The 19566-nt window shown below is 61.8% G+C and carries 31 protein-coding genes; all 31 read left to right on the forward strand.

Annotation, left to right across the window (positions count from 1 at the left end; genetic code table 11):
• The first annotated feature begins 434 nt into the window (after window positions 1-434).
• The 31 genes from rpsL to rplQ all read left to right on the forward strand — a co-directional run bounded on the left by rpsL (window position 435) and on the right by rplQ (window position 19471).
• Window positions 435-806 (forward strand): 30S ribosomal protein S12, encoded by a 372-nt coding sequence (rpsL, locus tag FJ960_RS01290; protein WP_006333356.1) that lies wholly within the window; start codon window positions 435-437, stop codon window positions 804-806.
• Between the two features lie 73 nt (window positions 807-879).
• Complete coding sequence (rpsG, locus tag FJ960_RS01295) at window positions 880-1350, forward strand: 30S ribosomal protein S7 (RefSeq protein ID WP_008875664.1); 471 nt, start codon at window positions 880-882, stop codon at window positions 1348-1350.
• 29 nt (window positions 1351-1379) lie between these two features.
• Window positions 1380-3470 (forward strand): elongation factor G, encoded by a 2091-nt coding sequence (gene fusA, locus FJ960_RS01300; protein WP_027146624.1) that lies wholly within the window; start codon window positions 1380-1382, stop codon window positions 3468-3470.
• 67 nt (window positions 3471-3537) lie between these two features.
• Window positions 3538-4713 carry an elongation factor Tu gene (tuf, locus tag FJ960_RS01305; RefSeq protein ID WP_013895701.1) on the forward strand — a complete coding sequence of 392 codons (1176 nt, stop codon included), beginning with the start codon at window positions 3538-3540 and terminating at the stop codon, window positions 4711-4713.
• A gap of 69 nt (window positions 4714-4782) precedes the next feature.
• Window positions 4783-5091 carry a 30S ribosomal protein S10 gene (rpsJ, locus tag FJ960_RS01310; RefSeq protein ID WP_010909272.1) on the forward strand — a complete coding sequence of 103 codons (309 nt, stop codon included), beginning with the start codon at window positions 4783-4785 and terminating at the stop codon, window positions 5089-5091.
• A 61-nt stretch (window positions 5092-5152) separates the two neighbouring features.
• Window positions 5153-5875: a 50S ribosomal protein L3 gene (rplC, locus tag FJ960_RS01315; protein WP_023757978.1), complete on the forward strand. Its 723-nt coding sequence runs from the start codon at window positions 5153-5155 to the stop codon at window positions 5873-5875.
• Window positions 5875-6495 carry a 50S ribosomal protein L4 gene (gene rplD / locus FJ960_RS01320; RefSeq protein ID WP_015317984.1) on the forward strand — a complete coding sequence of 207 codons (621 nt, stop codon included), beginning with the start codon at window positions 5875-5877 and terminating at the stop codon, window positions 6493-6495. Before rplC ends, rplD begins: the two co-directional genes overlap by 1 nt.
• Entirely contained in the window at window positions 6492-6785 is a 294-nt protein-coding gene (locus FJ960_RS01325; protein WP_010909275.1) for a 50S ribosomal protein L23, read from the forward strand. Before rplD ends, FJ960_RS01325 begins: the two co-directional genes overlap by 4 nt.
• Window positions 6786-6807: 22 nt before the next feature.
• Window positions 6808-7641 carry a 50S ribosomal protein L2 gene (gene rplB, locus FJ960_RS01330; protein WP_140505210.1) on the forward strand — a complete coding sequence of 278 codons (834 nt, stop codon included), beginning with the start codon at window positions 6808-6810 and terminating at the stop codon, window positions 7639-7641.
• 16 nt (window positions 7642-7657) lie between these two features.
• Entirely contained in the window at window positions 7658-7936 is a 279-nt protein-coding gene (gene rpsS, locus FJ960_RS01335) for a 30S ribosomal protein S19 (RefSeq protein ID WP_006205463.1), read from the forward strand.
• 2 nt (window positions 7937-7938) lie between these two features.
• Complete coding sequence (rplV, locus tag FJ960_RS01340; RefSeq protein WP_006205462.1) at window positions 7939-8328, forward strand: 50S ribosomal protein L22; 390 nt, start codon at window positions 7939-7941, stop codon at window positions 8326-8328.
• Window positions 8328-9053, forward strand: coding sequence for a 30S ribosomal protein S3 (gene rpsC, locus FJ960_RS01345; RefSeq protein WP_013895697.1), 726 nt, complete (start codon window positions 8328-8330; stop codon window positions 9051-9053). The genes rplV and rpsC overlap by 1 nt, the downstream gene beginning before the upstream one ends.
• Before the next feature lie 27 nt (window positions 9054-9080).
• On the forward strand, window positions 9081-9494 hold the full coding sequence (rplP, locus tag FJ960_RS01350; RefSeq protein WP_006205460.1) for a 50S ribosomal protein L16: 414 nt from the start codon (window positions 9081-9083) through the stop codon (window positions 9492-9494).
• A gap of 13 nt (window positions 9495-9507) precedes the next feature.
• On the forward strand, window positions 9508-9708 hold the full coding sequence (gene rpmC, locus FJ960_RS01355; RefSeq protein ID WP_006205459.1) for a 50S ribosomal protein L29: 201 nt from the start codon (window positions 9508-9510) through the stop codon (window positions 9706-9708).
• 11 nt (window positions 9709-9719) lie between these two features.
• Window positions 9720-9959, forward strand: a complete 240-nt coding sequence (gene rpsQ, locus FJ960_RS01360) for a 30S ribosomal protein S17 (protein WP_010909280.1) — start codon at window positions 9720-9722, stop codon at window positions 9957-9959.
• 84 nt (window positions 9960-10043) lie between these two features.
• The gene (rplN, locus tag FJ960_RS01365) at window positions 10044-10412 is read left to right on the forward strand and encodes a 50S ribosomal protein L14 (RefSeq protein ID WP_006205457.1); all 369 of its coding nucleotides are present in this window, start codon (window positions 10044-10046) and stop codon (window positions 10410-10412) included.
• Window positions 10413-10424: 12 nt separating this feature from the next.
• Window positions 10425-10739, forward strand: a complete 315-nt coding sequence (gene rplX, locus FJ960_RS01370) for a 50S ribosomal protein L24 (protein WP_006205456.1) — start codon at window positions 10425-10427, stop codon at window positions 10737-10739.
• Window positions 10732-11310 carry a 50S ribosomal protein L5 gene (gene rplE / locus FJ960_RS01375; RefSeq protein WP_032935916.1) on the forward strand — a complete coding sequence of 193 codons (579 nt, stop codon included), beginning with the start codon at window positions 10732-10734 and terminating at the stop codon, window positions 11308-11310. The genes rplX and rplE overlap by 8 nt, the downstream gene beginning before the upstream one ends.
• Before the next feature lie 27 nt (window positions 11311-11337).
• The gene (gene rpsN / locus FJ960_RS01380) at window positions 11338-11643 is read left to right on the forward strand and encodes a 30S ribosomal protein S14 (RefSeq protein ID WP_010909282.1); all 306 of its coding nucleotides are present in this window, start codon (window positions 11338-11340) and stop codon (window positions 11641-11643) included.
• A gap of 12 nt (window positions 11644-11655) precedes the next feature.
• A complete protein-coding gene (gene rpsH / locus FJ960_RS01385; protein ID WP_006205453.1) occupies window positions 11656-12054 on the forward strand; it encodes a 30S ribosomal protein S8 in 399 nt (132 codons plus the stop codon).
• A gap of 88 nt (window positions 12055-12142) precedes the next feature.
• On the forward strand, window positions 12143-12676 hold the full coding sequence (gene rplF, locus FJ960_RS01390; RefSeq protein WP_013895694.1) for a 50S ribosomal protein L6: 534 nt from the start codon (window positions 12143-12145) through the stop codon (window positions 12674-12676).
• A gap of 139 nt (window positions 12677-12815) precedes the next feature.
• Window positions 12816-13175 carry a 50S ribosomal protein L18 gene (gene rplR / locus FJ960_RS01395; protein WP_140505212.1) on the forward strand — a complete coding sequence of 120 codons (360 nt, stop codon included), beginning with the start codon at window positions 12816-12818 and terminating at the stop codon, window positions 13173-13175.
• A gap of 128 nt (window positions 13176-13303) precedes the next feature.
• A complete protein-coding gene (gene rpsE / locus FJ960_RS01400; RefSeq protein ID WP_032933400.1) occupies window positions 13304-13867 on the forward strand; it encodes a 30S ribosomal protein S5 in 564 nt (187 codons plus the stop codon).
• 24 nt (window positions 13868-13891) lie between these two features.
• A complete protein-coding gene (gene rpmD, locus FJ960_RS01405; protein WP_006205449.1) occupies window positions 13892-14089 on the forward strand; it encodes a 50S ribosomal protein L30 in 198 nt (65 codons plus the stop codon).
• 22 nt (window positions 14090-14111) lie between these two features.
• Window positions 14112-14585: a 50S ribosomal protein L15 gene (gene rplO, locus FJ960_RS01410; RefSeq protein WP_140505214.1), complete on the forward strand. Its 474-nt coding sequence runs from the start codon at window positions 14112-14114 to the stop codon at window positions 14583-14585.
• Between the two features lie 193 nt (window positions 14586-14778).
• Complete coding sequence (gene secY, locus FJ960_RS01415) at window positions 14779-16119, forward strand: preprotein translocase subunit SecY (RefSeq protein ID WP_027145578.1); 1341 nt, start codon at window positions 14779-14781, stop codon at window positions 16117-16119.
• The gene (locus FJ960_RS01420; RefSeq protein WP_140505216.1) at window positions 16116-16712 is read left to right on the forward strand and encodes an adenylate kinase; all 597 of its coding nucleotides are present in this window, start codon (window positions 16116-16118) and stop codon (window positions 16710-16712) included. Before secY ends, FJ960_RS01420 begins: the two co-directional genes overlap by 4 nt.
• Window positions 16713-16928: 216 nt before the next feature.
• Window positions 16929-17297: a 30S ribosomal protein S13 gene (gene rpsM / locus FJ960_RS01425; RefSeq protein ID WP_006205445.1), complete on the forward strand. Its 369-nt coding sequence runs from the start codon at window positions 16929-16931 to the stop codon at window positions 17295-17297.
• A gap of 141 nt (window positions 17298-17438) precedes the next feature.
• Complete coding sequence (rpsK, locus tag FJ960_RS01430) at window positions 17439-17828, forward strand: 30S ribosomal protein S11 (RefSeq protein ID WP_006205444.1); 390 nt, start codon at window positions 17439-17441, stop codon at window positions 17826-17828.
• A gap of 102 nt (window positions 17829-17930) precedes the next feature.
• Window positions 17931-18941, forward strand: a complete 1011-nt coding sequence (locus tag FJ960_RS01435; protein WP_006205443.1) for a DNA-directed RNA polymerase subunit alpha — start codon at window positions 17931-17933, stop codon at window positions 18939-18941.
• Window positions 18942-19042: 101 nt separating this feature from the next.
• On the forward strand, window positions 19043-19471 hold the full coding sequence (rplQ, locus tag FJ960_RS01440) for a 50S ribosomal protein L17 (protein ID WP_027145580.1): 429 nt from the start codon (window positions 19043-19045) through the stop codon (window positions 19469-19471).
• Window positions 19472-19566 lie beyond the last annotated feature (95 nt).

Below are 19566 nucleotides of genomic sequence, written 5' to 3' on the forward strand. Positions count from 1 at the left end.
GTGTTCATGCGGCCTTTTTCGCATGAAGCAAGGCCCCGCAACAGCCAAAGGCCGGTCACTTTCTTCCTCGCCCTTGCAAAACGGCGAAAGAAAATTACTTGCGGTTTTCGCATGGCTGCCAAGCCCCGCCTTCAATGCAATATTTGCCACTGCGGGCTTGACGGTTCGCGGGCTTACGAGTAGAAGCCGCCCAGTCAGAACCGATGTGAGGCTCTTGCTTCCGAAGCGACACGCTTTGGAGTTTGCCTCAAACAGGGTTCGTTTTACGAGCGAAAAGACATCTCCGGCGTGCACGAAGCGGTTTCCGCTTCCTCTGCGATTTGTTCGGGCAAGACCGCAAGGCGCGGTTTGTGGCCCGAATTTGCGTATGGAAATGACGCTTTGAGCGAGCCTTGACCGGCACGAGACACGGAATTGAGAGACAAGAGGGTTTAATGCCTACCGTCAACCAGCTGATCCGCAAGCCGCGCATTGCGCCGGTGAAGCGCAACAAGGTCCCGGCCATGCAGCAGAACCCGCAGAAGCGGGGCGTCTGCACGCGCGTCTATACGACGACGCCGAAGAAGCCGAACTCGGCGCTGCGCAAGGTGGCCAAGATCCGCCTGACCAATGGTTTTGAAGTGATCGGTTACATCCCCGGCGAAGGTCACAACCTTCAGGAACACTCCGTGGTCATGATCCGCGGCGGCCGCGTCAAGGATCTTCCGGGCGTGCGCTATCACATCATCCGCGGCGTGCTCGACACGCAGGGCGTGAAGAACCGCAAGCAGCGCCGTTCGAAGTACGGCGCCAAGCGTCCGAAGTAAGGGGCGTCCGAAGTAAGATTTTCCGGCCTTGTCGCTTTCCGGCGCAAGGCTACGAGATTGAGAGACAAAAGCCATGTCGCGTCGTCACAGTGCAGAAAAGCGTGAGATCAACCCGGATCCCAAGTTCGGTGATCTGATCGTCACCAAGTTCATGAACGCCGTCATGTATGACGGCAAGAAGTCGGTCGCCGAGACCATCGTCTATGGCGCGCTGGACCAGGTCCAGTCGAAGACCAAGCAGGAGCCGGTCACCGTTTTCCACCAGGCGCTCGACAATGTCGCGCCGCATGTGGAAGTGCGTTCGCGTCGCGTCGGCGGCGCCACCTACCAGGTTCCGGTCGACGTGCGCCCCGAGCGCCGCCAGGCGCTGGCGATCCGCTGGCTGATTGCCGCGGCCCGCAACCGCAACGAGACCACCATGGTCGACCGCCTCTCCGGCGAGCTGATGGACGCGGCCAACAACCGCGGCACTGCCGTGAAGAAGCGTGAAGACACCCACAAGATGGCTGAAGCCAACCGCGCTTTCGCACACTACCGCTGGTAAAGCGCGAACAGGACTGAGAGGCAGCTACGATGGCCCGCGAATACAAAATCGAAGACTACCGCAATTTCGGTATCATGGCGCATATTGACGCCGGCAAGACGACGACTACCGAGCGCGTCCTCTATTACACGGGCAAGTCGCACAAGATCGGCGAAGTGCACGACGGCGCTGCCACCATGGACTGGATGGAGCAGGAGCAGGAGCGCGGCATCACCATCACGTCCGCTGCGACCACGACCTTCTGGAAGGCTCGTGACGGCAAGATGCACCGCTTCAACATCATCGACACCCCTGGACACGTCGACTTCACCATCGAGGTCGAGCGTTCGCTGCGTGTGCTCGACGGCGCCATTGCGTTGCTCGATGCCAACGCCGGTGTCGAGCCGCAGACGGAAACCGTCTGGCGTCAGGCCGATAAGTACCGCGTGCCGCGCATGATCTTCTGCAACAAGATGGACAAGATCGGCGCGGACTTCTACCGCTCGGTCGAGATGATCGGCTCGCGCCTCGGTGCGCAGGCTGTCGTCATGCAGCTGCCGATCGGCGCCGAGACCGAATTCAAGGGCGTCGTCGACCTCGTCGAGATGAACGCGCTTGTCTGGCGCGATGAAACCCTGGGTGCTGCCTGGGACGTCGTCGAGATCCCGGCCGACCTCAAGGCGCGTGCCGAGGAATATCGCGAGAAGATGATCGAAGCCGCCGTCGAAATGGACGAGACGGCGCTCGAGAACTACCTCGAAGGCAAGATGCCGTCGAATGACGAGATCCGTTCGCTGATCCGCAAGGGCACGATCGCAGTCAAGTTCTACCCGATGTTCTGCGGCTCGGCCTTCAAGAACAAGGGTGTGCAGCCGCTGCTCGACGCCGTTGTCGAATACCTGCCGTCGCCGGCCGACGTTCCGGCCATCAAGGGTGTCGATGCCAAGACCGACGCCGAGATCGAGCGTCATGCGGACGACAACGAGCCGCTGTCGATGCTCGCCTTCAAGATCATGAACGACCCGTTCGTCGGTTCGCTGACCTTTGCCCGCATCTATTCGGGCAAGCTCACCAAGGGCGTCTCTGTCGACAACACCGTGAAAGGCAAGAAGGAGCGCATCGGCCGCATGCTGCAGATGCATGCGAATTCGCGCGCCGACGTCGAAGAGGCTTTCGCCGGCGACATCGTCGCCCTGGCCGGCCTCAAGGACACCACCACCGGCGACACGCTGTGCGATCCGTTGCACCCGGTGATCCTCGAGCGCATGGAATTCCCCGATCCGGTTATCCAGATCGCCATCGAGCCGAAGACCAAGAACGACCAGGAAAAGATGGGGCTCGCCCTTCATCGCCTGGCTGCCGAGGACCCGTCCTTCCGCGTCAAGACGGACGAGGAAAGCGGCCAGACCATCATCTCCGGCATGGGCGAACTGCACCTCGACATCATCGTCGACCGCATGCGTCGCGAGTTCAAGGTCGAAGCCAATGTCGGCGCGCCGCAGGTGGCTTATCGCGAGACGATCACCCGCAAGCACGAGCAGGACTACACGCACAAGAAGCAGACCGGCGGTACCGGCCAGTTCGCGCGCGTCAAGGTTGTGTTCGAGCCGAATTCCGAGAGCGAGGACTTCGTATTCGAGTCCAAGATCGTCGGCGGCGCGGTGCCGAAGGAATACATTCCGGGCGTTGAAAAGGGCATCCAGAGCGTCATGGGCGCTGGTCCGTTCGCCGGCTTCCCGATGATCGGCGTCAGGGCAACGCTCATCGACGGCGCCTACCACGATGTCGACTCCTCGGTTCTTGCCTTCGAAATCGCGTCCCGTGCTTGCTTCCGTGAAGCTGCTCCCAAGCTTGGCGTGCAGTTGCTCGAGCCGATCATGAAGGTCGAGGTGGTGACGCCGGAAGATTACGTCGGCAGCGTCATCGGTGACCTGAACGGCCGTCGCGGCCAGATCCAGGGCCAGGAAGCGCGCGGCGTGGCCGTCGTCATCAACGCGATGGTGCCGCTCGCCAACATGTTCAAGTACGTCGACAACCTGCGCTCGATGAGCCAGGGCCGCGCGGCTTACACGATGCAGTTCGATCACTATGAGCCGGTCCCGACCGCGGTCGCTCAGGAAGTCCAGAAGAAATACGCGTAACTCGAAAGAGCTGCCGCGGTAACGCAATTCAAAGCCCGCATGGGCGAGCAGGAAATGGAGACATCACATGGCAAAAGGTAAATTCGAGCGCACTAAGCCTCATGTGAACATCGGCACGATTGGTCACGTCGACCATGGCAAGACGTCGCTGACGGCTGCGATCACCAAGTATTTTGGCGAATACAAGCGCTATGACCAGATCGACGCGGCGCCGGAAGAGAAGGCGCGCGGCATCACGATCTCGACGGCTCACGTCGAATACGAGACGGCCAACCGCCACTACGCGCATGTCGACTGCCCCGGCCACGCCGACTATGTGAAGAACATGATCACCGGTGCCGCGCAGATGGACGGTGCGATCCTGGTCGTGTCGGCCGCCGACGGCCCGATGCCGCAGACCCGCGAGCACATCCTGCTTGCCCGTCAGGTCGGCGTGCCGTCGATCGTGGTGTTCCTGAACAAGGTCGACCAGGTCGACGACGCCGAGCTGCTCGAACTGGTCGAGCTCGAGGTTCGCGAACTTTTGTCGAAGAACGAATTCCCCGGCGACGACATTCCGATCGTCAAGGGTTCGGCGCTGGCAGCGCTTGAGGATTCGAACAAGACGATCGGCGAGGACGCGATCCGCGAGCTGATGGCTCAGGTCGACGCCTACATCCCGACGCCGGTTCGTCCGCTCGACAAGCCGTTCCTGATGCCGATCGAGGACGTGTTCTCGATCTCGGGCCGTGGCACGGTCGTGACCGGCCGCGTCGAGCGCGGCGTGGTCAAGGTCGGCGAGGAGCTGGAAATCATCGGCATCCGTCCGACGACCAAGACGACCTGCACGGGCGTGGAAATGTTCCGCAAGCTGCTCGATCAGGGCCAGGCCGGCGACAACATCGGCGCGCTGCTGCGCGGCGTCGACCGTGAAGGTGTCGAGCGCGGCCAGGTTCTGGCGAAGCCCGGCACGGTGAAGCCGCACAAGAAGTTCGTGGCCGAAGCCTACATCCTGACCAAGGACGAAGGTGGCCGTCACACGCCGTTCTTCACCAACTACCGTCCGCAGTTCTACTTCCGCACGACCGATGTGACCGGCATCGTATCGCTGCCGGAAGGCACCGAGATGGTGATGCCCGGCGACAACATCACGGTCGATGTCGAGCTGATCGTGCCGATCGCCATGGAAGAGAAGCTGCGCTTCGCCATCCGTGAAGGCGGCCGCACCGTCGGTGCCGGCATCGTCGTCACCATCAAAGAGTAATTTGGACTTAAACCGATCTGTCGCGGGCGCCGCAGTTGCCCGCGCCGCGCCAGAACAAGGAAGTGACGCATGAACGGACAGAATATCCGCATCCGCCTGAAGGCGTTTGACCACCGCGTGCTCGACGCCTCGACGAAGGAAATCGTGTCGACGGCCAAGCGCACCGGTGCAAACGTCCGCGGGCCCATTCCGCTGCCGACGCGGATCGAAAAGTTCACGGTCAACCGGTCGCCTCACGTCGACAAGAAGAGCCGCGAGCAGTTCGAGATGCGCACGCACAAGCGTCTGCTCGACATCGTCGATCCGACCCCGCAGACCGTCGATGCTTTGATGAAGCTCGATCTGGCCGCCGGCGTCGACGTCGAGATCAAGCTCTAAGGGAATGAGAGCGCGGTAGGGGGCGGTGTCCCTGGCCCGGAACTCTAAAGGAATTGAACCGATGCGTTCAGGTGTGATTGCAAAGAAGGTGGGAATGACCCGCATCTATAATGATGCCGGGGAACATGTTCCCGTCACCGTTCTCCAGATGGAGAACTGCCAGGTCGTGGCACAGCGCACGCAGGAGAAGAATGGCTACACCGCCGTTCAGCTCGGCGTTGGCCTCGCCAAGGTGAAGAACACGTCGAAGGCGATGCGCGGCCATTTCGCGACCGCTTCCGTCGAGCCGAAGGCGAAGGTTGCCGAGTTCCGCGTCTCCGCCGACAACATGATCGATGTTGGCGCCGAGATCACCGTCGAGCACTTCGTCGCCGGCCAGAAGGTCGATGTGACGGGCACGACGATCGGCAAGGGTTTCCAGGGCGTCATCAAGCGCCACCACATGGGTGGTGGCCGTGCGACGCACGGTAACTCGGTCTCGCACCGTACTCACGGTTCGACTGGCCAGCGTCAGGACCCGGGCAAGGTGTTCAAGGGCAAGCATATGGCTGGCCACATGGGCGACACCCGCGTCACCACGCAGAATGTCGAGATCGTCTCGACCGACGCCGACCGCGGCCTGATCCTGATCCGCGGTGCGGTTCCCGGATCGAAGGGCGCCTGGATCCTGGTCCGCGATGCGGCCAAGGTGGCGCTGCCGGCCAATGCGCCGAAGCCCGCCGCGATCCGCGCTGTTGCGGCAGCTGCGAAGAACGAGGCTCCGGCCACAGAGGGAGCGGAATAATGGATCTCAAGATCACAACGCTCGGCGGTAAAGACGCCGGCAAGGTGGAACTTTCCGACGGAATTTTCGGCCTTGATCCGCGCGAAGACATCCTCCAGCGCGTCGTGCGCTGGCAGCTTGCCAAGAAGCAGCAGGGCACGCACAAGGCAAAGGGCCGCGCCGAAATCGCGCGCACCGGCGCCAAGATGTACAAGCAGAAGGGTACGGGCCGCGCCCGTCACCACTCGGCACGCGCTCCGCAGTTCCGCGGCGGCGGCAAGGCCCACGGCCCGGTCGTTCGCAGCCACGAGCATGAACTGCCCAAGAAGGTTCGTGCGCTTGGCCTCAAGCATGCTCTCTCCGCCAAGGCCAAGAGCGCGTCGATCATCATCATCGACGAGCTGAAGCTGACCGAGGCCAAGACGAAGGCGCTGATCGCGAATTTCGCGACGCTGGGCCTGACCAACGCCCTGGTGATTGGCGGTGCCGAGCTTGACAAGAACTTCAAGCTGGCAGCCACCAACATCCCCAACATCGACGTGCTGCCCATCCAGGGCATCAACGTCTACGACATTCTGCGCCGCGGCACGCTGGTCCTTTCGAAGGCCGCCGTCGAGGCTCTCGAGGAGCGCTTTAAATGACCGACCTTCGTCACTACGACGTGATCGTCTCGCCGGCGATCACCGAAAAGTCGACCATGGCCTCCGAGCAGAACCAGGTCGTCTTCAACGTCGCCAAGAAGGCGTCGAAGCCGGAAATCAAGGCCGCCGTCGAAGCGCTGTTCGGCGTCAAGGTGATGGCCGTGAACACGCTTGTCCGCAAGGGCAAGATCAAGCGCTTCCGCGGCACGATCGGCCGCCAGAGCGACGTCAAGAAGGCGATCGTGACGCTGGCCGACGGCCAGTCGATCGACGTCGCGACGGGTCTCTGAGCAAGGCCGCGAGGACAGGACAATGGCACTTAAGAAATTCAACCCGATAACGCCGAGCACCCGCCAGCTGGTCATCGTCGACCGCTCGGGCCTCTACAAGGGCAAGCCCATCAAGGGCCTGACCGAAGGCCTGACCAAATCGGGCGGTCGCAACAATCACGGCCGCATCACCGCCCGCTTCATCGGCGGCGGTCACAAGCGTTCGTATCGCATCATCGACTTCAAGCGTCGCAAGTTCGACGTTGTCGGCACGGTCGAGCGCATCGAATATGATCCGAACCGCACCGCCTTCATCGCGCTGATCAAGTATGATGATGGTGAGCTGTCCTACATCATCGCTCCGCAGCGTCTGGCTCCCGGCGACAAGATCGTGGCAGGCGAAGCGGTCGACGTGAAGCCGGGCAACGCGATGCCGCTGGCCTCGATGCCGGTCGGCACCATCGTCCACAACATCGAGCTGAAGCCGGGCAAGGGCGCCCAGGTCGCCCGTTCGGCAGGTGGTTACGGCCAGCTGGTCGGCCGCGACCAGGGTATGGCGATCCTGCGCCTCAACTCGGGCGAACAGCGTGTCGTTCACGGCTCCTGCATGGCCACCGTCGGTGCCGTGTCTAATCCGGACCACGGCAACATCAACGATGGCAAGGCCGGCCGCACGGTTTGGCGTGGCAAGCGTCCGCACAATCGCGGCGTGACCATGAACCCGGTCGACCATCCGCACGGCGGCGGCGAAGGCCGCACCTCCGGTGGCCGTCATCCGGTCAGCCCGTGGGGCAAGCCGACCAAAGGCAAGAAGACGCGGTCCAACAAGGCGACCGACAAGTTCATCCTGCGCTCGCGCCATCAGCGCAAGAGCTAAGAAGAGGTAACGCCAAGTGACTCGTTCTATTTGGAAAGGCCCCTTCATCGACGGCTACCTTCTCAAGAAGGTGGACAAGGTTCGTGAAGGTGGTCGCAATGAGGTGATCAAGATGTGGAGCCGTCGCTCCACCATCCTGCCGCAGTTCGTCGGCTTCACCTTCGGTGTCTACAACGGCCAGAAGCATGTTCCCGTCTCGGTGAACGAGGACATGGTCGGTCACAAGTTCGGTGAATTCGCTCCGACGCGGACCTATTACGGTCACGGCGCGGATAAGAAGGCGAAGAGGAAATAATCATGGGCAAGGCCAAAGCTCCGCGCAGGCTTGCTGACAACGAAGCGCGCGCCGTGTTGCGCACGATCCGTATCAGCCCGCAGAAGCTGAACCTGGTTGCCGCGCTGATCCGCGGCAAGAAGGTCGCGACAGCGCTTTCCGATCTCGAATTCTCGGCCAAGCGGATTTCCGGCACGGTCAAGAAGACGCTGGAATCGGCAATCGCCAACGCGGAAAACAACCACGACCTCGACGTCGATGCTCTGATCGTGGCGGAAGCCTATGTCGGCAAGTCAATCGTCATGAAGCGGTTCCACGCTCGTGGCCGTGGTCGCGCCAGCCGTATCGAGAAGCCGTTCTCGCACCTCACGATCGTCGTTCGTGAAGTCGAAGAAAAAGGGGAGGCCGCATAATGGGCCAGAAAGTCAATCCGATCGGTCTTCGCCTCGGCATCAATCGCACCTGGGATTCGCGCTGGTTCGCGAACACCGGCGAGTACGGCAAGCTGCTGCATGAGGACATTAAGATCCGCAAGTATCTTGAGAAGGAGCTCAAGCAGGCCGCGATCTCGAAGGTCGTGATCGAGCGTCCGCACAAGAAGTGCCGCGTCACCATCCATGCCGCGCGCCCGGGTCTGATCATCGGCAAGAAGGGCGCCGACATCGAGAAGCTTCGCAAGAAGCTGATGGAGATGACGAAGTCCGAGACGCACCTCAACATCGTCGAAGTGCGCAAGCCGGAAATCGACGCGACCCTGGTCGCCCAGTCGATCGCACAGCAACTCGAGCGTCGCATCGCGTTCCGCCGCGCCATGAAGCGTGCCGTGCAGTCGGCCATGCGCCTCGGTGCCGAAGGCATCCGCATCAACTGCGCCGGCCGCCTTGGCGGCGCCGAGATCGCGCGCATGGAATGGTACCGTGAAGGTCGCGTGCCGCTGCATACGTTGCGCGCCGATGTCGACTACGGCACGGCCGAGGCGAATACGGCCTACGGCATTTGCGGCGTCAAGGTCTGGGTATTTAAGGGCGAAATCCTCGAGCACGATCCGATGGCTTCGGAGCGTCGTGCGACCGAGGGTGATGCTGCGCATGGCGGTGGTGGTGATCGCGAACGCGGTCGTCGTCGCGAAAACGCCTGAGACATTTAGGAATTTGGAGTTAGAACGATGCTGCAGCCAAAGCGCACAAAGTTCCGCAAGCAGTTCAAGGGCCGTATCCATGGTACCGCAAAGGGCGGCACCAACCTGGATTTCGGTGGTTTCGGGCTGAAGGCGCTTGAGCCGAACCGTGTCACCGCGCGTGAGATCGAGGCGGCCCGCCGCGCGATCACTCGCGAAATGAAGCGCGCCGGCCGCGTGTGGATCCGTATTTTCCCGGATGTCCCGGTCACGTCGAAGCCGACCGAAGTCCGCATGGGCAAGGGCAAGGGCGCGGTCGACTACTGGGCGGCGCGCGTCAAGCCGGGCCGCATCATGTTCGAGATCGATGGCGTCAATGAAGAAACCGCCCGTGAGGCGCTGCGTCTCGGCGCGGCCAAGCTCTCGGTCAGGACGCGCTTCGTACAGCGCATCGCAGAATAAGGACGGGCTGATCATGAAAGCCGAAGACATCCGGACCAAGACCCAGGACCAGCTGACCGACGACCTGGCCAGCCTGAAGAAGGAGCAGTTCAACCTGCGCTTCCAGAAGGCCACCGGCCAGCTCGAGAAGACCGCGCGCGTGAGGCAGGTTCGCAAGGACATTGCGCGTATCAAGACCATCGCTGCGGAAAAGTCCGCGGCCAAGAAGGCTTAAGGACGAAAACCATGCCAAAGCGCATTCTGCAGGGCACCGTCGTCAGCGACAAGAACGAGAAGACGGTTGTCGTCAAGGTCGAACGGCGCTTCACGCATCCCGTGATGAAGAAGACCGTGCGCATGACCAAGAAGTACAAGGCGCACGACGAGAACAACGCCCACAAGGTCGGCGATCAGGTGTTCATCCAGGAATCGAAGCCGATTTCCAAGGACAAGCGCTGGATCGTCGTGTCCTCGGACCAAGCCTGACCTCCGGGCGTAAACAACGAATTTTGGACAGACCGGGGAGGGGCTTCGAGCCCGTCCCGTTAGAAAAGAAGAAGGCGGCCAGTCATGATTCAGATGCAAACAAACCTCGACGTGGCGGATAATTCCGGCGCGCGTCGTGTCATGTGCATCAAGGTGCTGGGCGGCTCGAAGCGGAAATACGCTTCCGTGGGCGACATCATCGTGGTGTCGATCAAGGAAGCCATTCCGCGCGGCCGCGTTAAGAAAGGCGATGTGATGAAGGCGGTCGTGGTTCGCACGGCCAAGGACATCCGCCGCCCGGACGGCAGCGTGATCCGTTTCGACAAGAACGCGGCCGTTCTCGTCGACAACAAGAAAGAGCCGATCGGCACGCGTATCTTCGGACCGGTTCCGCGCGAACTCCGCGCCAAGAACCACATGAAGATCATCTCGCTCGCGCCTGAAGTGCTGTAAGGAGCCGGACCAATGCAAAAGATTAGAAAAGGCGACAAGGTCGTCGTGCTGGCCGGCAAGGACAAGGGCCGTTCGGGCGAAGTCCTCTCGGTTCAGCCGAAGGATGACACCGCATTGGTGCGCGGCGTCAACATGATCCGTCGTCACCAGAAGCAGTCCCAGTCCCAAGAGGGCGGGATCATCACCAAGGAAGCGCCGATCCAGCTGTCGAACATCGCGCTGGCCGACCCCAAGGATGGCAAGCCGACCCGCGTCGGTTTCATCTTCCAGAAGGACGGCAAGAAGGTGCGCGTCGCCAAGCGCTCGGGAGAAGTCATCAATGGCTAAGGCTCAAACCAAGCAGGCGACTGCCAACAACACGCCGCGCCTCAAGCAGGTCTACAACGAGACCATCCGCAAGGCGCTGCAGGAGCAATTCGGCTACGACAACGAGATGCAGGTTCCGCGCATCGACAAGATCGTGCTGAACATGGGTGTGGGCGAAGCGACCGCCGATTCGAAGAAGCCTTCGGTTGCGGCCGAGGACCTGGCGATGATCGCCGGCCAGAAGGCCGTCGTGACCCGCGCCCGCAATTCGATCGCGGGCTTCAAGGTTCGCGAGAAGATGCCGATCGGCGCCAAGGTCACGCTGCGCAAGGAACGCATGTACGAGTTCCTCGATCGCCTCGTGAACATTGCGCTGCCGCGCGTCCGCGACTTCCGCGGATTGAATCCGAAGAGCTTCGATGGCCGTGGCAACTACGCCATGGGCATCAAGGAACACATCGTGTTCCCGGAGATCAACTACGACAAGGTTGATCAGATCTGGGGCATGGACGTCATCGTTTGTACGACTGCGAAGACGGACGACGAAGCCAGGGCTTTGCTCAAGGCTTTCAACTTCCCCTTCCGCCAGTAACGGCAGCGAGAAAAGGAAAAATCTGAAATGGCAAAGACCAGCTCAGTCGAGAAGAACAACAGGCGCCGCAAGCTTGCCGACCAGTACGGTCCCAAGCGCGCCGCGCTGAAGGCGATCATCATGGATCAGTCCAAGCCGATGGAAGAGCGCTTCCGCGCTCAGCTGAAGCTTGCTGCCCTGCCGCGCAACTCGGCCAAGATCCGCATCCGCAACCGCTGCGAAGTCACCGGCCGTCCGCGTGCCTACTATCGCAAGCTCAAAGTATCGCGCATCGCGCTTCGGGACCTCGGCAATAACGGCCAGATCCCGGGCCTGGTCAAGTCGAGCTGGTAAGGAGGACATAACATGTCATTGAGCGATCCTCTCGGCGATATGCTGACCCGCATCCGCAACGCCTATGGCCGCAAGAAGTCGAGTGTCTCGACGCCGGCCTCGCGTCTGCGCACCCGCGTCCTCGACGTGCTGAAGGCTGAAGGCTATATCCGCGATTACAGCCAGACCGACTTCGACAACGGCAAGTCCGAGATCGAAATCGAGCTGAAGTATTTCGACGGTGCTCCGGTCGTGCGCGAAATCGCCCGCGTTTCGAAGCCCGGCCGCCGCGTTTACGTTTCGGCCAAGTCGATCCCGCACGTCGCCAACGGCCTCGGCATCGCCATCCTTTCGACGCCGAAGGGCGTGATGGCCGACCACGAAGCACGCGAGCAGAACGTCGGCGGCGAGATCCTCTGCCAGATCTTCTGATCTGGCAGCTCACCGCAAATTGGAATCCGGTCTTCGGATCGTTCCGAAGACAGAGACCTGAAACAAGAGAAGTGACGAGGACAACAAAATGTCTCGTATTGGAAAGAAACCCGTTTCGCTGCCGCAGGGCGTGACCGCGACCGTCAACGGCCAGACCGTGACGGCGAAGGGCCCCAAGGGCGAGCTGAAGTTCGTGGTGAACGACGAAGTGCTGGTCAAGATGGAAGGCAGCGAGATCGCTGTCCAGCCGCGCGACCAGACCAAGACAGCTCGCTCCAAGTGGGGCATGTCGCGCACGCAGATCGTCAACATCCTGCAGGGTGTCAAGGACGGCTTCGAGAAGAAGCTCGAGATCACCGGCGTCGGCTATCGCGCTGCCTTGCAGGGTAAGAACCTGCAGCTGGCTCTTGGCTTCAGCCATGATGTCGTCTACGAGACGCCGGCCGGCATCACGATCACCGTGCCCAAGCCGACCGAAATCACCGTGGCCGGCATCGACAAGCAGCAGGTCGGCCAGGTTGCCGCGGAAATCCGCGAATACCGCGGTCCCGAGCCTTACAAGGGCAAGGGTGTCCGTTACGCCGGCGAGAAGATCGTCCGCAAGGAAGGCAAGAAGAAGTAGTCTGCTTGGCCCTGAAAAGTTGCAGACTTTTCGGACAGGGCCAGGCCACGGAAGTGGTAACGCCGCGGGGAGCGGTCGCGGGAGGCGCTTTGCCTGCCGCATATGGCGGCCCCCGTTTTTTGAAGGCAAGGAAGACATCATGGGTACCAAGGAAGCCATCCAGCGCCGTGCGCAACGCGTCCGCCGCCAGATCAAGAAAGTCGCCGGCGAGCGTCCGCGCCTTTCTGTGCACCGCACATCGAAGAACATCTACGTCCAGGTGATCGACGACGCCAAGGGGCACACTATCGCTGCCGCCTCGACGCTCGAGAAGGACCTCAAGGGTTCGCTCAAGACCGGCGCCGACACCGCCGCCGCCGCCGCGATCGGCAAGCTGATCGCCGAGCGCGCCGCCAAGGCCGGCGTCAAGGAAGTCGTCTTCGACCGTGGCCCGTACATCTATCACGGCCGCGTCAAGGCGCTGGCCGAGGCTGCCCGCGAAGGCGGTCTCAGCTTCTAATGCATGATCCCGAAAAGTTGCAGACTTTTCGGACAAGATCATGCAAAGGAGAAGTTCACCGCTGATGACCCAAAAGCGGCATCAGCAATCAGCAACCCGTGCTTCCGGAAAAGAACAAGGAACAGGATATGGCACAGGAACGTAGGGAAGGCGGCCGCGGCCGCGAGCGTGAAGAGCGCGATGACGGCATGGTGGACAAGCTCGTCCACATCAATCGCGTCGCCAAGGTCGTCAAGGGTGGCCGCCGCTTCGGCTTCGCCGCACTCGTCGTCGTCGGCGACCAGAAGGGCCGTGTCGGCTTTGGTCACGGCAAGGCGCGCGAAGTGCCGGAAGCCATTCGCAAGGCAACCGAATCGGCCAAGCGCGACATGATCTTCGTGCCGCTGCGCTCGGGCCGCACGCTGCATCACGACGTCGAAGGACGCTGGGGTGCGGGGCGCGTGCTGCTGCGCGCCGCCAAGCAGGGTACCGGCATCATCGCCGGCGGCCCGATGCGCGCCGTCTTCGAGACGCTCGGCATGCATGACGTGGTCGCCAAGTCGATGGGTTCGTCGAACCCCTACAACATGGTTCGCGCCACCTTCGACGCGCTGAAAAGCCAGATGCATCCCAAGGATGTGGCTGCGGCGCGCGGCATCAAGTATTCGACCCTTCAGGCCCGCCGCGGCACCGCCGTTGCGGCTGAAGAATAGTCGACCTGACCAGGGATTTTGACCATGGCCAAGAAAGCAACCAAGACCATCACCGTTGAGCAGATTGGCTCGCCGATCCGCCGTCCGAAGGAACAGCGCGCGACGCTGGTCGGCCTCGGCCTCAACAAGATGCACAAGCAGCGCACGCTGGAGGATACGCCCTCCGTGCGCGGCATGATCGCTGCCGTCCAGCATCTCGTCCGCGTCGTGGACGAGGGCTGAGCCAAAGCGCAGGAGAAGCAAGATGAAACTCAACGATCTGCGTGACAAGGACGGCGCGACGCACTCCAAGAAGCGTCTCGGCCGTGGCATCGGCTCAGGTTCCGGCAAGACCGCCGGTCGCGGCGTCAAGGGGCAGAAGGCGCGCTCCGGCGTTGCCGTCAACGGCTTCGAGGGTGGCCAGATGCCGCTCTACCGGCGCCTGCCGAAGCGTGGCTTCAACAACATCTTCGCCAAGAGCTTCGTTGTCGTCTCGCTGGCCCGCATCCAGGAAGCCGTCGATGCCAAGAAGCTTGACGTCAAGGCAACCGTGACGGCCGAAACGCTTGTCGCCGCCGGCGTCATCCGTCGCGTCAAGGATGGCGTGCGCGTGCTGTCCGACGGCGAACTCAAGGCCAAGCTTGCCTTCGACGTCGCCGGCGCCTCCAAGGCCGCGATCGAGAAGATCGAAAAGGCCGGTGGTTCGGTCAAGCTGCCGGAAAAGGCAGCTGCCGAGTAACGGCAATTTGAAACGCGGTCGGCAAGTGTGGCATTCGTTTTTGCTTTCGATCGCGCTTTGATCTGCTCAATTTAGCGGCCGCGTCAACGCGGCCGCTTGCATGTTTACAGCCCGGAGCTTATCTCGTGAGCTTCGGTGAAACGCACCGCCTGACCCCACGGGCCATCAAGCGTTACCAAGCGGAGAATCAGGCATGGCTTCGGCTGCTGAACAACTAGCCTCGAATCTGAATTTCTCGGCCTTCGCCAAGGCGGAGGACCTGAAGAAGCGCATCTGGTTCACCATCGGCGCGTTGCTCGTCTATCGCCTCGGCACCTACATCCCGCTTCCCGGCATCAATCCCGACGCCTTCGCCCAGGCTTTCTCCTCGCAGAGCAAGGGCGTGCTCGGCATGTTCAACATGTTCGCCGGCGGTGCCGTGCAGCGCATGGCGATCTTCGCGCTCGGCATCATGCCCTATATCTCCGCCTCGATCATCATGCAGCTGATGACCTCGGTCATTCCCTCGCTGGAAGGGCTTAAGAAGGAAGGCGAGCAGGGCCGCAAGGTCATCAACCAATACACGCGCTACGGCACCGTGCTCCTGGCGCTGGTGCAGGCCTACGGCATTTCGGTCGGGCTGGAGAACGGTAACGGCATTGTCAATGATCCCGGCATGTTCTTCCGTCTCTCGACCGTCGTCACGCTGGTCGGCGGCACCATGTTCCTGATGTGGCTTGGCGAACAGATCACCGCGCGCGGCATCGGCAACGGCATTTCACTGATCATCTTCTCCGGCATCGTCGCCGGCCTGCCGCGTGCCATTTCCGGCACGCTGGAACTTGGCCGCACCGGCGCGCTGTCGACCGGCCTGATCCTGGCGATCATCGTGCTGGCCATTGTCGTCATCGCGCTCATCGTCTTCTTCGAGCGCGCGCAGCGCCGCCTGCTGATCCAGTATCCGAAGCGCCAGGTCGGCAACCGCATGTTCCAGGGCGATACCTCGCACCTGCCGCTCAAGCTCAACACGTCGGGCGTCATCCCGCCGATCTTCGCGTCGTCGCTGCTCCTGCTGCCGGCCACCGTCGCCGGCTTCTCGCAGACGACCAACATGCCGGCCTGGGCGAGCACCATCCTGGCCTCGCTCGGCCACGGCCAGCCGCTCTACATGGCTTTCTACGCGGCGATGATCGTGTTCTTCGCCTTCTTCTATACCGCGATTGTCTTCAATCCGAAGGACACCGCCGACCAGCTCAAGAAGCATTCGGGCTTCATCCCGGGCTACCGCCCGGGCGAGCGCACCGCCGACTACATCGATTACGTTCTCACCCGCATCACCGTCGTCGGCGCCATCTACCTGGTGCTGGTGTGCCTGCTGCCGGAGTTCCTGATCTCGGCGACTGGCGTACCATTCTACCTTGGTGGCACATCGCTTCTGATCGTGGTCAGTGTCACGCTCGATACGGTTGCGCAGATTCAGGGTCACCTGATCGCGCACCAGTATGAAGGGCTGATCAAGAAGTCGAAGCTGCGCGGGGGGAAGAAAGCCAGATGAGGTTGATTTTGCTTGGGCCGCCGGGGGCGGGCAAGGGGACACAAGCACAAAGACTGGTAGAAAAACACGGCATACCCCAGCTCTCGACGGGTGACATGCTGCGTGCCGCCGTCCAGGCGGGTACCGAGGTCGGCAAGCGCGCCAAGGCGGTGATGGATGCCGGCGAGCTGGTCTCGGACACCATCGTCAACGCCATTGTCGCTGAGCGTATTGATCAGGCCGACTGCGCCAGGGGTTTCATCCTCGATGGTTATCCGCGTACGCTGGTGCAGGCCGATGCGGTCGAATCGATGCTCTCGGAGCGCGGCATTGGTCTCGATACGGTCATCGAACTTGTCGTCGACGACAGGGCCCTGGTCGGTCGGATCGTCAAGCGCGCCGATGATGCCAAGGCGGCTGGCCAGCCGGTGCGCAAGGACGACAATCCCGCTGTGTTCGAAGAGCGCCTGCGGGAGTACTACAAGAAAACCGCTCCGCTGACGGGCTACTATTACGCCAAGGGCAAGCTCAAGACGGTGGACGGCATGGCCAGTATCGACGCGGTGACCGCGGAGATCGAAGCCGTGGTCGTGGCGGCGGCGAAGGCGCGGTAAGGGAATTTAAAGATTAAGCTTGACGGAGGCGGCTCGCTGCGGTATGGCGGCCCGTCTTCCTATCAGGTGCGCACTTTGCTTGCCCGCAAGGGCAAGGCAGTCGCTTTGAACTGGAAACTCCCGCAAGGGCCGGCCTCCACCGGACGCGGGGCAATGTGGATAGCGCCGGATCTGCCTTTTTGAGGGTTGGCCGGCAGATATGGAGAAGAGAAGAACATGGCTCGTATAGCCGGCGTCAACATTCCGACCAACAAGCGCGTCGTCATCGCGCTTCAGTACATTCACGGCATTGGCAAGAAGTTCGCCCAGGAGATCGTCGACAAGGTCGGCATCCCGGCCGAGCGCCGCGTCAACCAGCTGACCGACGCGGAAGTGCTGCAGATCCGCGAGACCATCGACCGCGATTACCAGGTCGAAGGCGACCTGCGCCGCGAAGTGTCGATGAACATCAAGCGTCTGATGGATCTCGGCTGCTACCGCGGCCTGCGTCACCGCCGCTCGCTGCCGGTTCGCGGTCAGCGCACGCACACCAATGCACGTACCCGCAAGGGCCCGGCCAAGTCGATCGCCGGCAAGAAGAAGTAATTGGGGGTGAGTAGCTGTTAGTAAGTAGTGAGAACCGGCGTTAACGCCTGCACCTCGTCACTACTCACCAATTCACTATTCACTTTTCCAGGTGGAGCCGCTGGCATTACGGCGGTGTAGAGATCAACTGAAAGGACTACCATGGCCAAGGAAGCCGCACGTGTTCGCCGCCGCGAACGCAAGAACATCTCGTCGGGCGTTGCCCATGTCAATTCGACCTTCAACAACACGATGATCACCATTACCGACGCGCAGGGCAATTCGATCGCCTGGTCGTCGGCCGGTGCCCAGGGCTTCAAGGGTTCGCGCAAGTCGACCCCGTTCGCCGCCCAGATGGCTGCCGAGGACGTTGCCAAGAAGGCCCAGGAACACGGCATGCGCATGCTCGAAGTCGAGGTCTGCGGACCGGGCTCCGGTCGTGAATCGGCGCTGCGCGCCCTGCAGGCGGCTGGCTTCACCATCACCTCGATCCGTGATGTGACGCCGATCCCGCACAATGGCTGCCGCCCGCGCAAGAAGCGCCGCGTCTAAGCAATTTATCGAACGCCGCGTGAGCGCCCAAGGCGCTCCTCCGCGGTATTCCAGGTCGCCCGCCACGATTGGATGGTGGTGGGTCAACGGAAGGAAAGCATCATGATCCAGAAAAATTGGCAGGAACTGATCAAGCCGAACAAGATCGAGTTCTCGTCGAAGAAGAAGACGCTGACCACGCTGGTCGCTGAGCCGCTCGAACGCGGCTTTGGCCTGACGCTCGGCAACGCGCTGCGCCGCGTGCTCCTGTCTTCGCTGCGCGGTGCGGCTGTCACCGCCGTGCAGATCGACGGTGTTCTGCATGAATTCTCGTCCATCGCCGGCGTGCGCGAGGACGTGACCGACATCGTCTTGAATATCAAGGAAATCGCCATCCGCATGGAAGGCGATGGCCCCAAGCGCATGGTCGTGCGCAAGCAGGGCCCGGGCGCGGTTCTGGCCGGCGACATCCAGACGGTTGGCGACGTCGAGATCCTCAACCCCGACCACGTCATCTGCACGCTGGACGAAGGCGCTGAAATCCGCATGGAATTCACCGTCGACACGGGCAAGGGTTATGTGCCTGCGGAGCGCAACCGCGCCGAAGACGCGCCGATCGGCCTGATCCCGGTCGATAGCTTGTATTCGCCGGTCAAGAAGGTCTCCTACAAGGTCGAGAACACCCGCGAGGGCCAGGTTCTCGACTATGACAAGCTGACCATGACCATCGAGACCGACGGTTCGATCTCGGGCGAGGATGCGGTGGCTTTCGCCGCCCGCATCCTGCAGGACCAGCTTGGCCTGTTCGTCAACTTCGACGAGCCGCAGAAGGAAGTCGCCGCGGAAGCCGTCACCGAGCTCGCCTTCAATCCGGCGCTGCTCAAGAAGGTCGACGAACTCGAGCTTTCGGTGCGTTCGGCCAACTGCCTGAAGAACGACAACATCGTCTACATCGGCGATCTCATCCAGAAGACCGAAGCCGAGATGCTGCGCACCCCGAACTTCGGCCGCAAGTCGCTGAACGAGATCAAGGAAGTTCTGGCGGCGATGGGCCTGCACCTCGGTATGGAAGTGCCGGACTGGCCGCCGGAAAACATCGAAGACCTCGCAAAGCGTTACGAAGACCAATATTGAGCATGAACTCCAAGGATCGGCGGCGTGAGCCGCTCGATCCGACGGTCGTGCGGAAAACCATCAGAGGCCGTGGCCTCTTGAACTGAAGAAGGAAGAGAGCCATGCGCCACGGTTTCAAAGGCCGCCGCTTCGCCCGCAGCATAAGCCACCGCAAGTCGATGTTCGCCAACCTGGCGGTGTCGCTGCTCGAGCACGAGCAGATCGTCACCACCTTGCCGAAGGCGAAGGACCTGCGTCCAATCGTCGAGAAGCTGGTGACGCTCGGCAAGCGCGGCGACCTGCACGCCCGCCGCCAGGTGATCGCGCAGATCGGCAATGAAGGCGTCGTCAAGCGCCTGTTCGATACCATCGCCCCGCGCTACGCCACCCGCAACGGCGGCTATTTGCGCATCATGAAGGCCGGCTTCCGTCACGGCGACAATGCCGCGATGGCGGTCATCGAGTTCGTCGACCGCGACACCTCGGCCAAGGGCGCCGGCGACCGCGCCCGCATCGAAGCCGAAGGCACGGACGAAGCCGCAGCCGCATAAGGTTTCGTCTTTCCAGATTGATTTAAAGGGGCCCGCGGGCCCCTTTTCATATTCCGCGCGCAAGGCGTACCCAAAAATATTGATTGCCGCGAAAA

Origin of the sequence: Mesorhizobium sp. B2-3-11 (assembly GCF_006442215.1) — a bacterium.
Lineage (GTDB): Bacteria > Pseudomonadota > Alphaproteobacteria > Rhizobiales > Rhizobiaceae > Mesorhizobium > Mesorhizobium salmacidum.

What these genes read in the sequence shown, in the direction of transcription:
- rplB (WP_140505210.1), top strand. Translation starts at nt 6,808, where the DNA reads ATGGCACTTAAGAAATTCAACCCGATAACGCCGAGCACCCGCCAGCTG.
- rplD (WP_015317984.1), top strand. Translation starts at nt 5,875, where the DNA reads ATGGATCTCAAGATCACAACGCTCGGCGGTAAAGACGCCGGCAAGGTG.
- rplO (WP_140505214.1), top strand. Translation starts at nt 14,112, where the DNA reads ATGAAACTCAACGATCTGCGTGACAAGGACGGCGCGACGCACTCCAAG.
- rpsC (WP_013895697.1), top strand. Translation starts at nt 8,328, where the DNA reads ATGGGCCAGAAAGTCAATCCGATCGGTCTTCGCCTCGGCATCAATCGC.
- rpsH (WP_006205453.1), top strand. Translation starts at nt 11,656, where the DNA reads ATGTCATTGAGCGATCCTCTCGGCGATATGCTGACCCGCATCCGCAAC.
- rplF (WP_013895694.1), top strand. Translation starts at nt 12,143, where the DNA reads ATGTCTCGTATTGGAAAGAAACCCGTTTCGCTGCCGCAGGGCGTGACC.
- rplR (WP_140505212.1), top strand. Translation starts at nt 12,816, where the DNA reads ATGGGTACCAAGGAAGCCATCCAGCGCCGTGCGCAACGCGTCCGCCGC.
- tuf (WP_013895701.1), top strand. Translation starts at nt 3,538, where the DNA reads ATGGCAAAAGGTAAATTCGAGCGCACTAAGCCTCATGTGAACATCGGC.
- secY (WP_027145578.1), top strand. Translation starts at nt 14,779, where the DNA reads ATGGCTTCGGCTGCTGAACAACTAGCCTCGAATCTGAATTTCTCGGCC.
- rplN (WP_006205457.1), top strand. Translation starts at nt 10,044, where the DNA reads ATGATTCAGATGCAAACAAACCTCGACGTGGCGGATAATTCCGGCGCG.
- rplX (WP_006205456.1), top strand. Translation starts at nt 10,425, where the DNA reads ATGCAAAAGATTAGAAAAGGCGACAAGGTCGTCGTGCTGGCCGGCAAG.
- rplE (WP_032935916.1), top strand. Translation starts at nt 10,732, where the DNA reads ATGGCTAAGGCTCAAACCAAGCAGGCGACTGCCAACAACACGCCGCGC.
- FJ960_RS01325 (WP_010909275.1), top strand. Translation starts at nt 6,492, where the DNA reads ATGACCGACCTTCGTCACTACGACGTGATCGTCTCGCCGGCGATCACC.
- rpsN (WP_010909282.1), top strand. Translation starts at nt 11,338, where the DNA reads ATGGCAAAGACCAGCTCAGTCGAGAAGAACAACAGGCGCCGCAAGCTT.
- rpsM (WP_006205445.1), top strand. Translation starts at nt 16,929, where the DNA reads ATGGCTCGTATAGCCGGCGTCAACATTCCGACCAACAAGCGCGTCGTC.
- rpsK (WP_006205444.1), top strand. Translation starts at nt 17,439, where the DNA reads ATGGCCAAGGAAGCCGCACGTGTTCGCCGCCGCGAACGCAAGAACATC.
- rpsG (WP_008875664.1), top strand. Translation starts at nt 880, where the DNA reads ATGTCGCGTCGTCACAGTGCAGAAAAGCGTGAGATCAACCCGGATCCC.
- rpsJ (WP_010909272.1), top strand. Translation starts at nt 4,783, where the DNA reads ATGAACGGACAGAATATCCGCATCCGCCTGAAGGCGTTTGACCACCGC.
- FJ960_RS01420 (WP_140505216.1), top strand. Translation starts at nt 16,116, where the DNA reads ATGAGGTTGATTTTGCTTGGGCCGCCGGGGGCGGGCAAGGGGACACAA.
- rplQ (WP_027145580.1), top strand. Translation starts at nt 19,043, where the DNA reads ATGCGCCACGGTTTCAAAGGCCGCCGCTTCGCCCGCAGCATAAGCCAC.
- rpmC (WP_006205459.1), top strand. Translation starts at nt 9,508, where the DNA reads ATGAAAGCCGAAGACATCCGGACCAAGACCCAGGACCAGCTGACCGAC.
- FJ960_RS01435 (WP_006205443.1), top strand. Translation starts at nt 17,931, where the DNA reads ATGATCCAGAAAAATTGGCAGGAACTGATCAAGCCGAACAAGATCGAG.
- rplC (WP_023757978.1), top strand. Translation starts at nt 5,153, where the DNA reads ATGCGTTCAGGTGTGATTGCAAAGAAGGTGGGAATGACCCGCATCTAT.
- rpsE (WP_032933400.1), top strand. Translation starts at nt 13,304, where the DNA reads ATGGCACAGGAACGTAGGGAAGGCGGCCGCGGCCGCGAGCGTGAAGAG.
- rpmD (WP_006205449.1), top strand. Translation starts at nt 13,892, where the DNA reads ATGGCCAAGAAAGCAACCAAGACCATCACCGTTGAGCAGATTGGCTCG.
- rplV (WP_006205462.1), top strand. Translation starts at nt 7,939, where the DNA reads ATGGGCAAGGCCAAAGCTCCGCGCAGGCTTGCTGACAACGAAGCGCGC.
- rplP (WP_006205460.1), top strand. Translation starts at nt 9,081, where the DNA reads ATGCTGCAGCCAAAGCGCACAAAGTTCCGCAAGCAGTTCAAGGGCCGT.
- fusA (WP_027146624.1), top strand. Translation starts at nt 1,380, where the DNA reads ATGGCCCGCGAATACAAAATCGAAGACTACCGCAATTTCGGTATCATG.
- rpsL (WP_006333356.1), top strand. Translation starts at nt 435, where the DNA reads ATGCCTACCGTCAACCAGCTGATCCGCAAGCCGCGCATTGCGCCGGTG.
- rpsQ (WP_010909280.1), top strand. Translation starts at nt 9,720, where the DNA reads ATGCCAAAGCGCATTCTGCAGGGCACCGTCGTCAGCGACAAGAACGAG.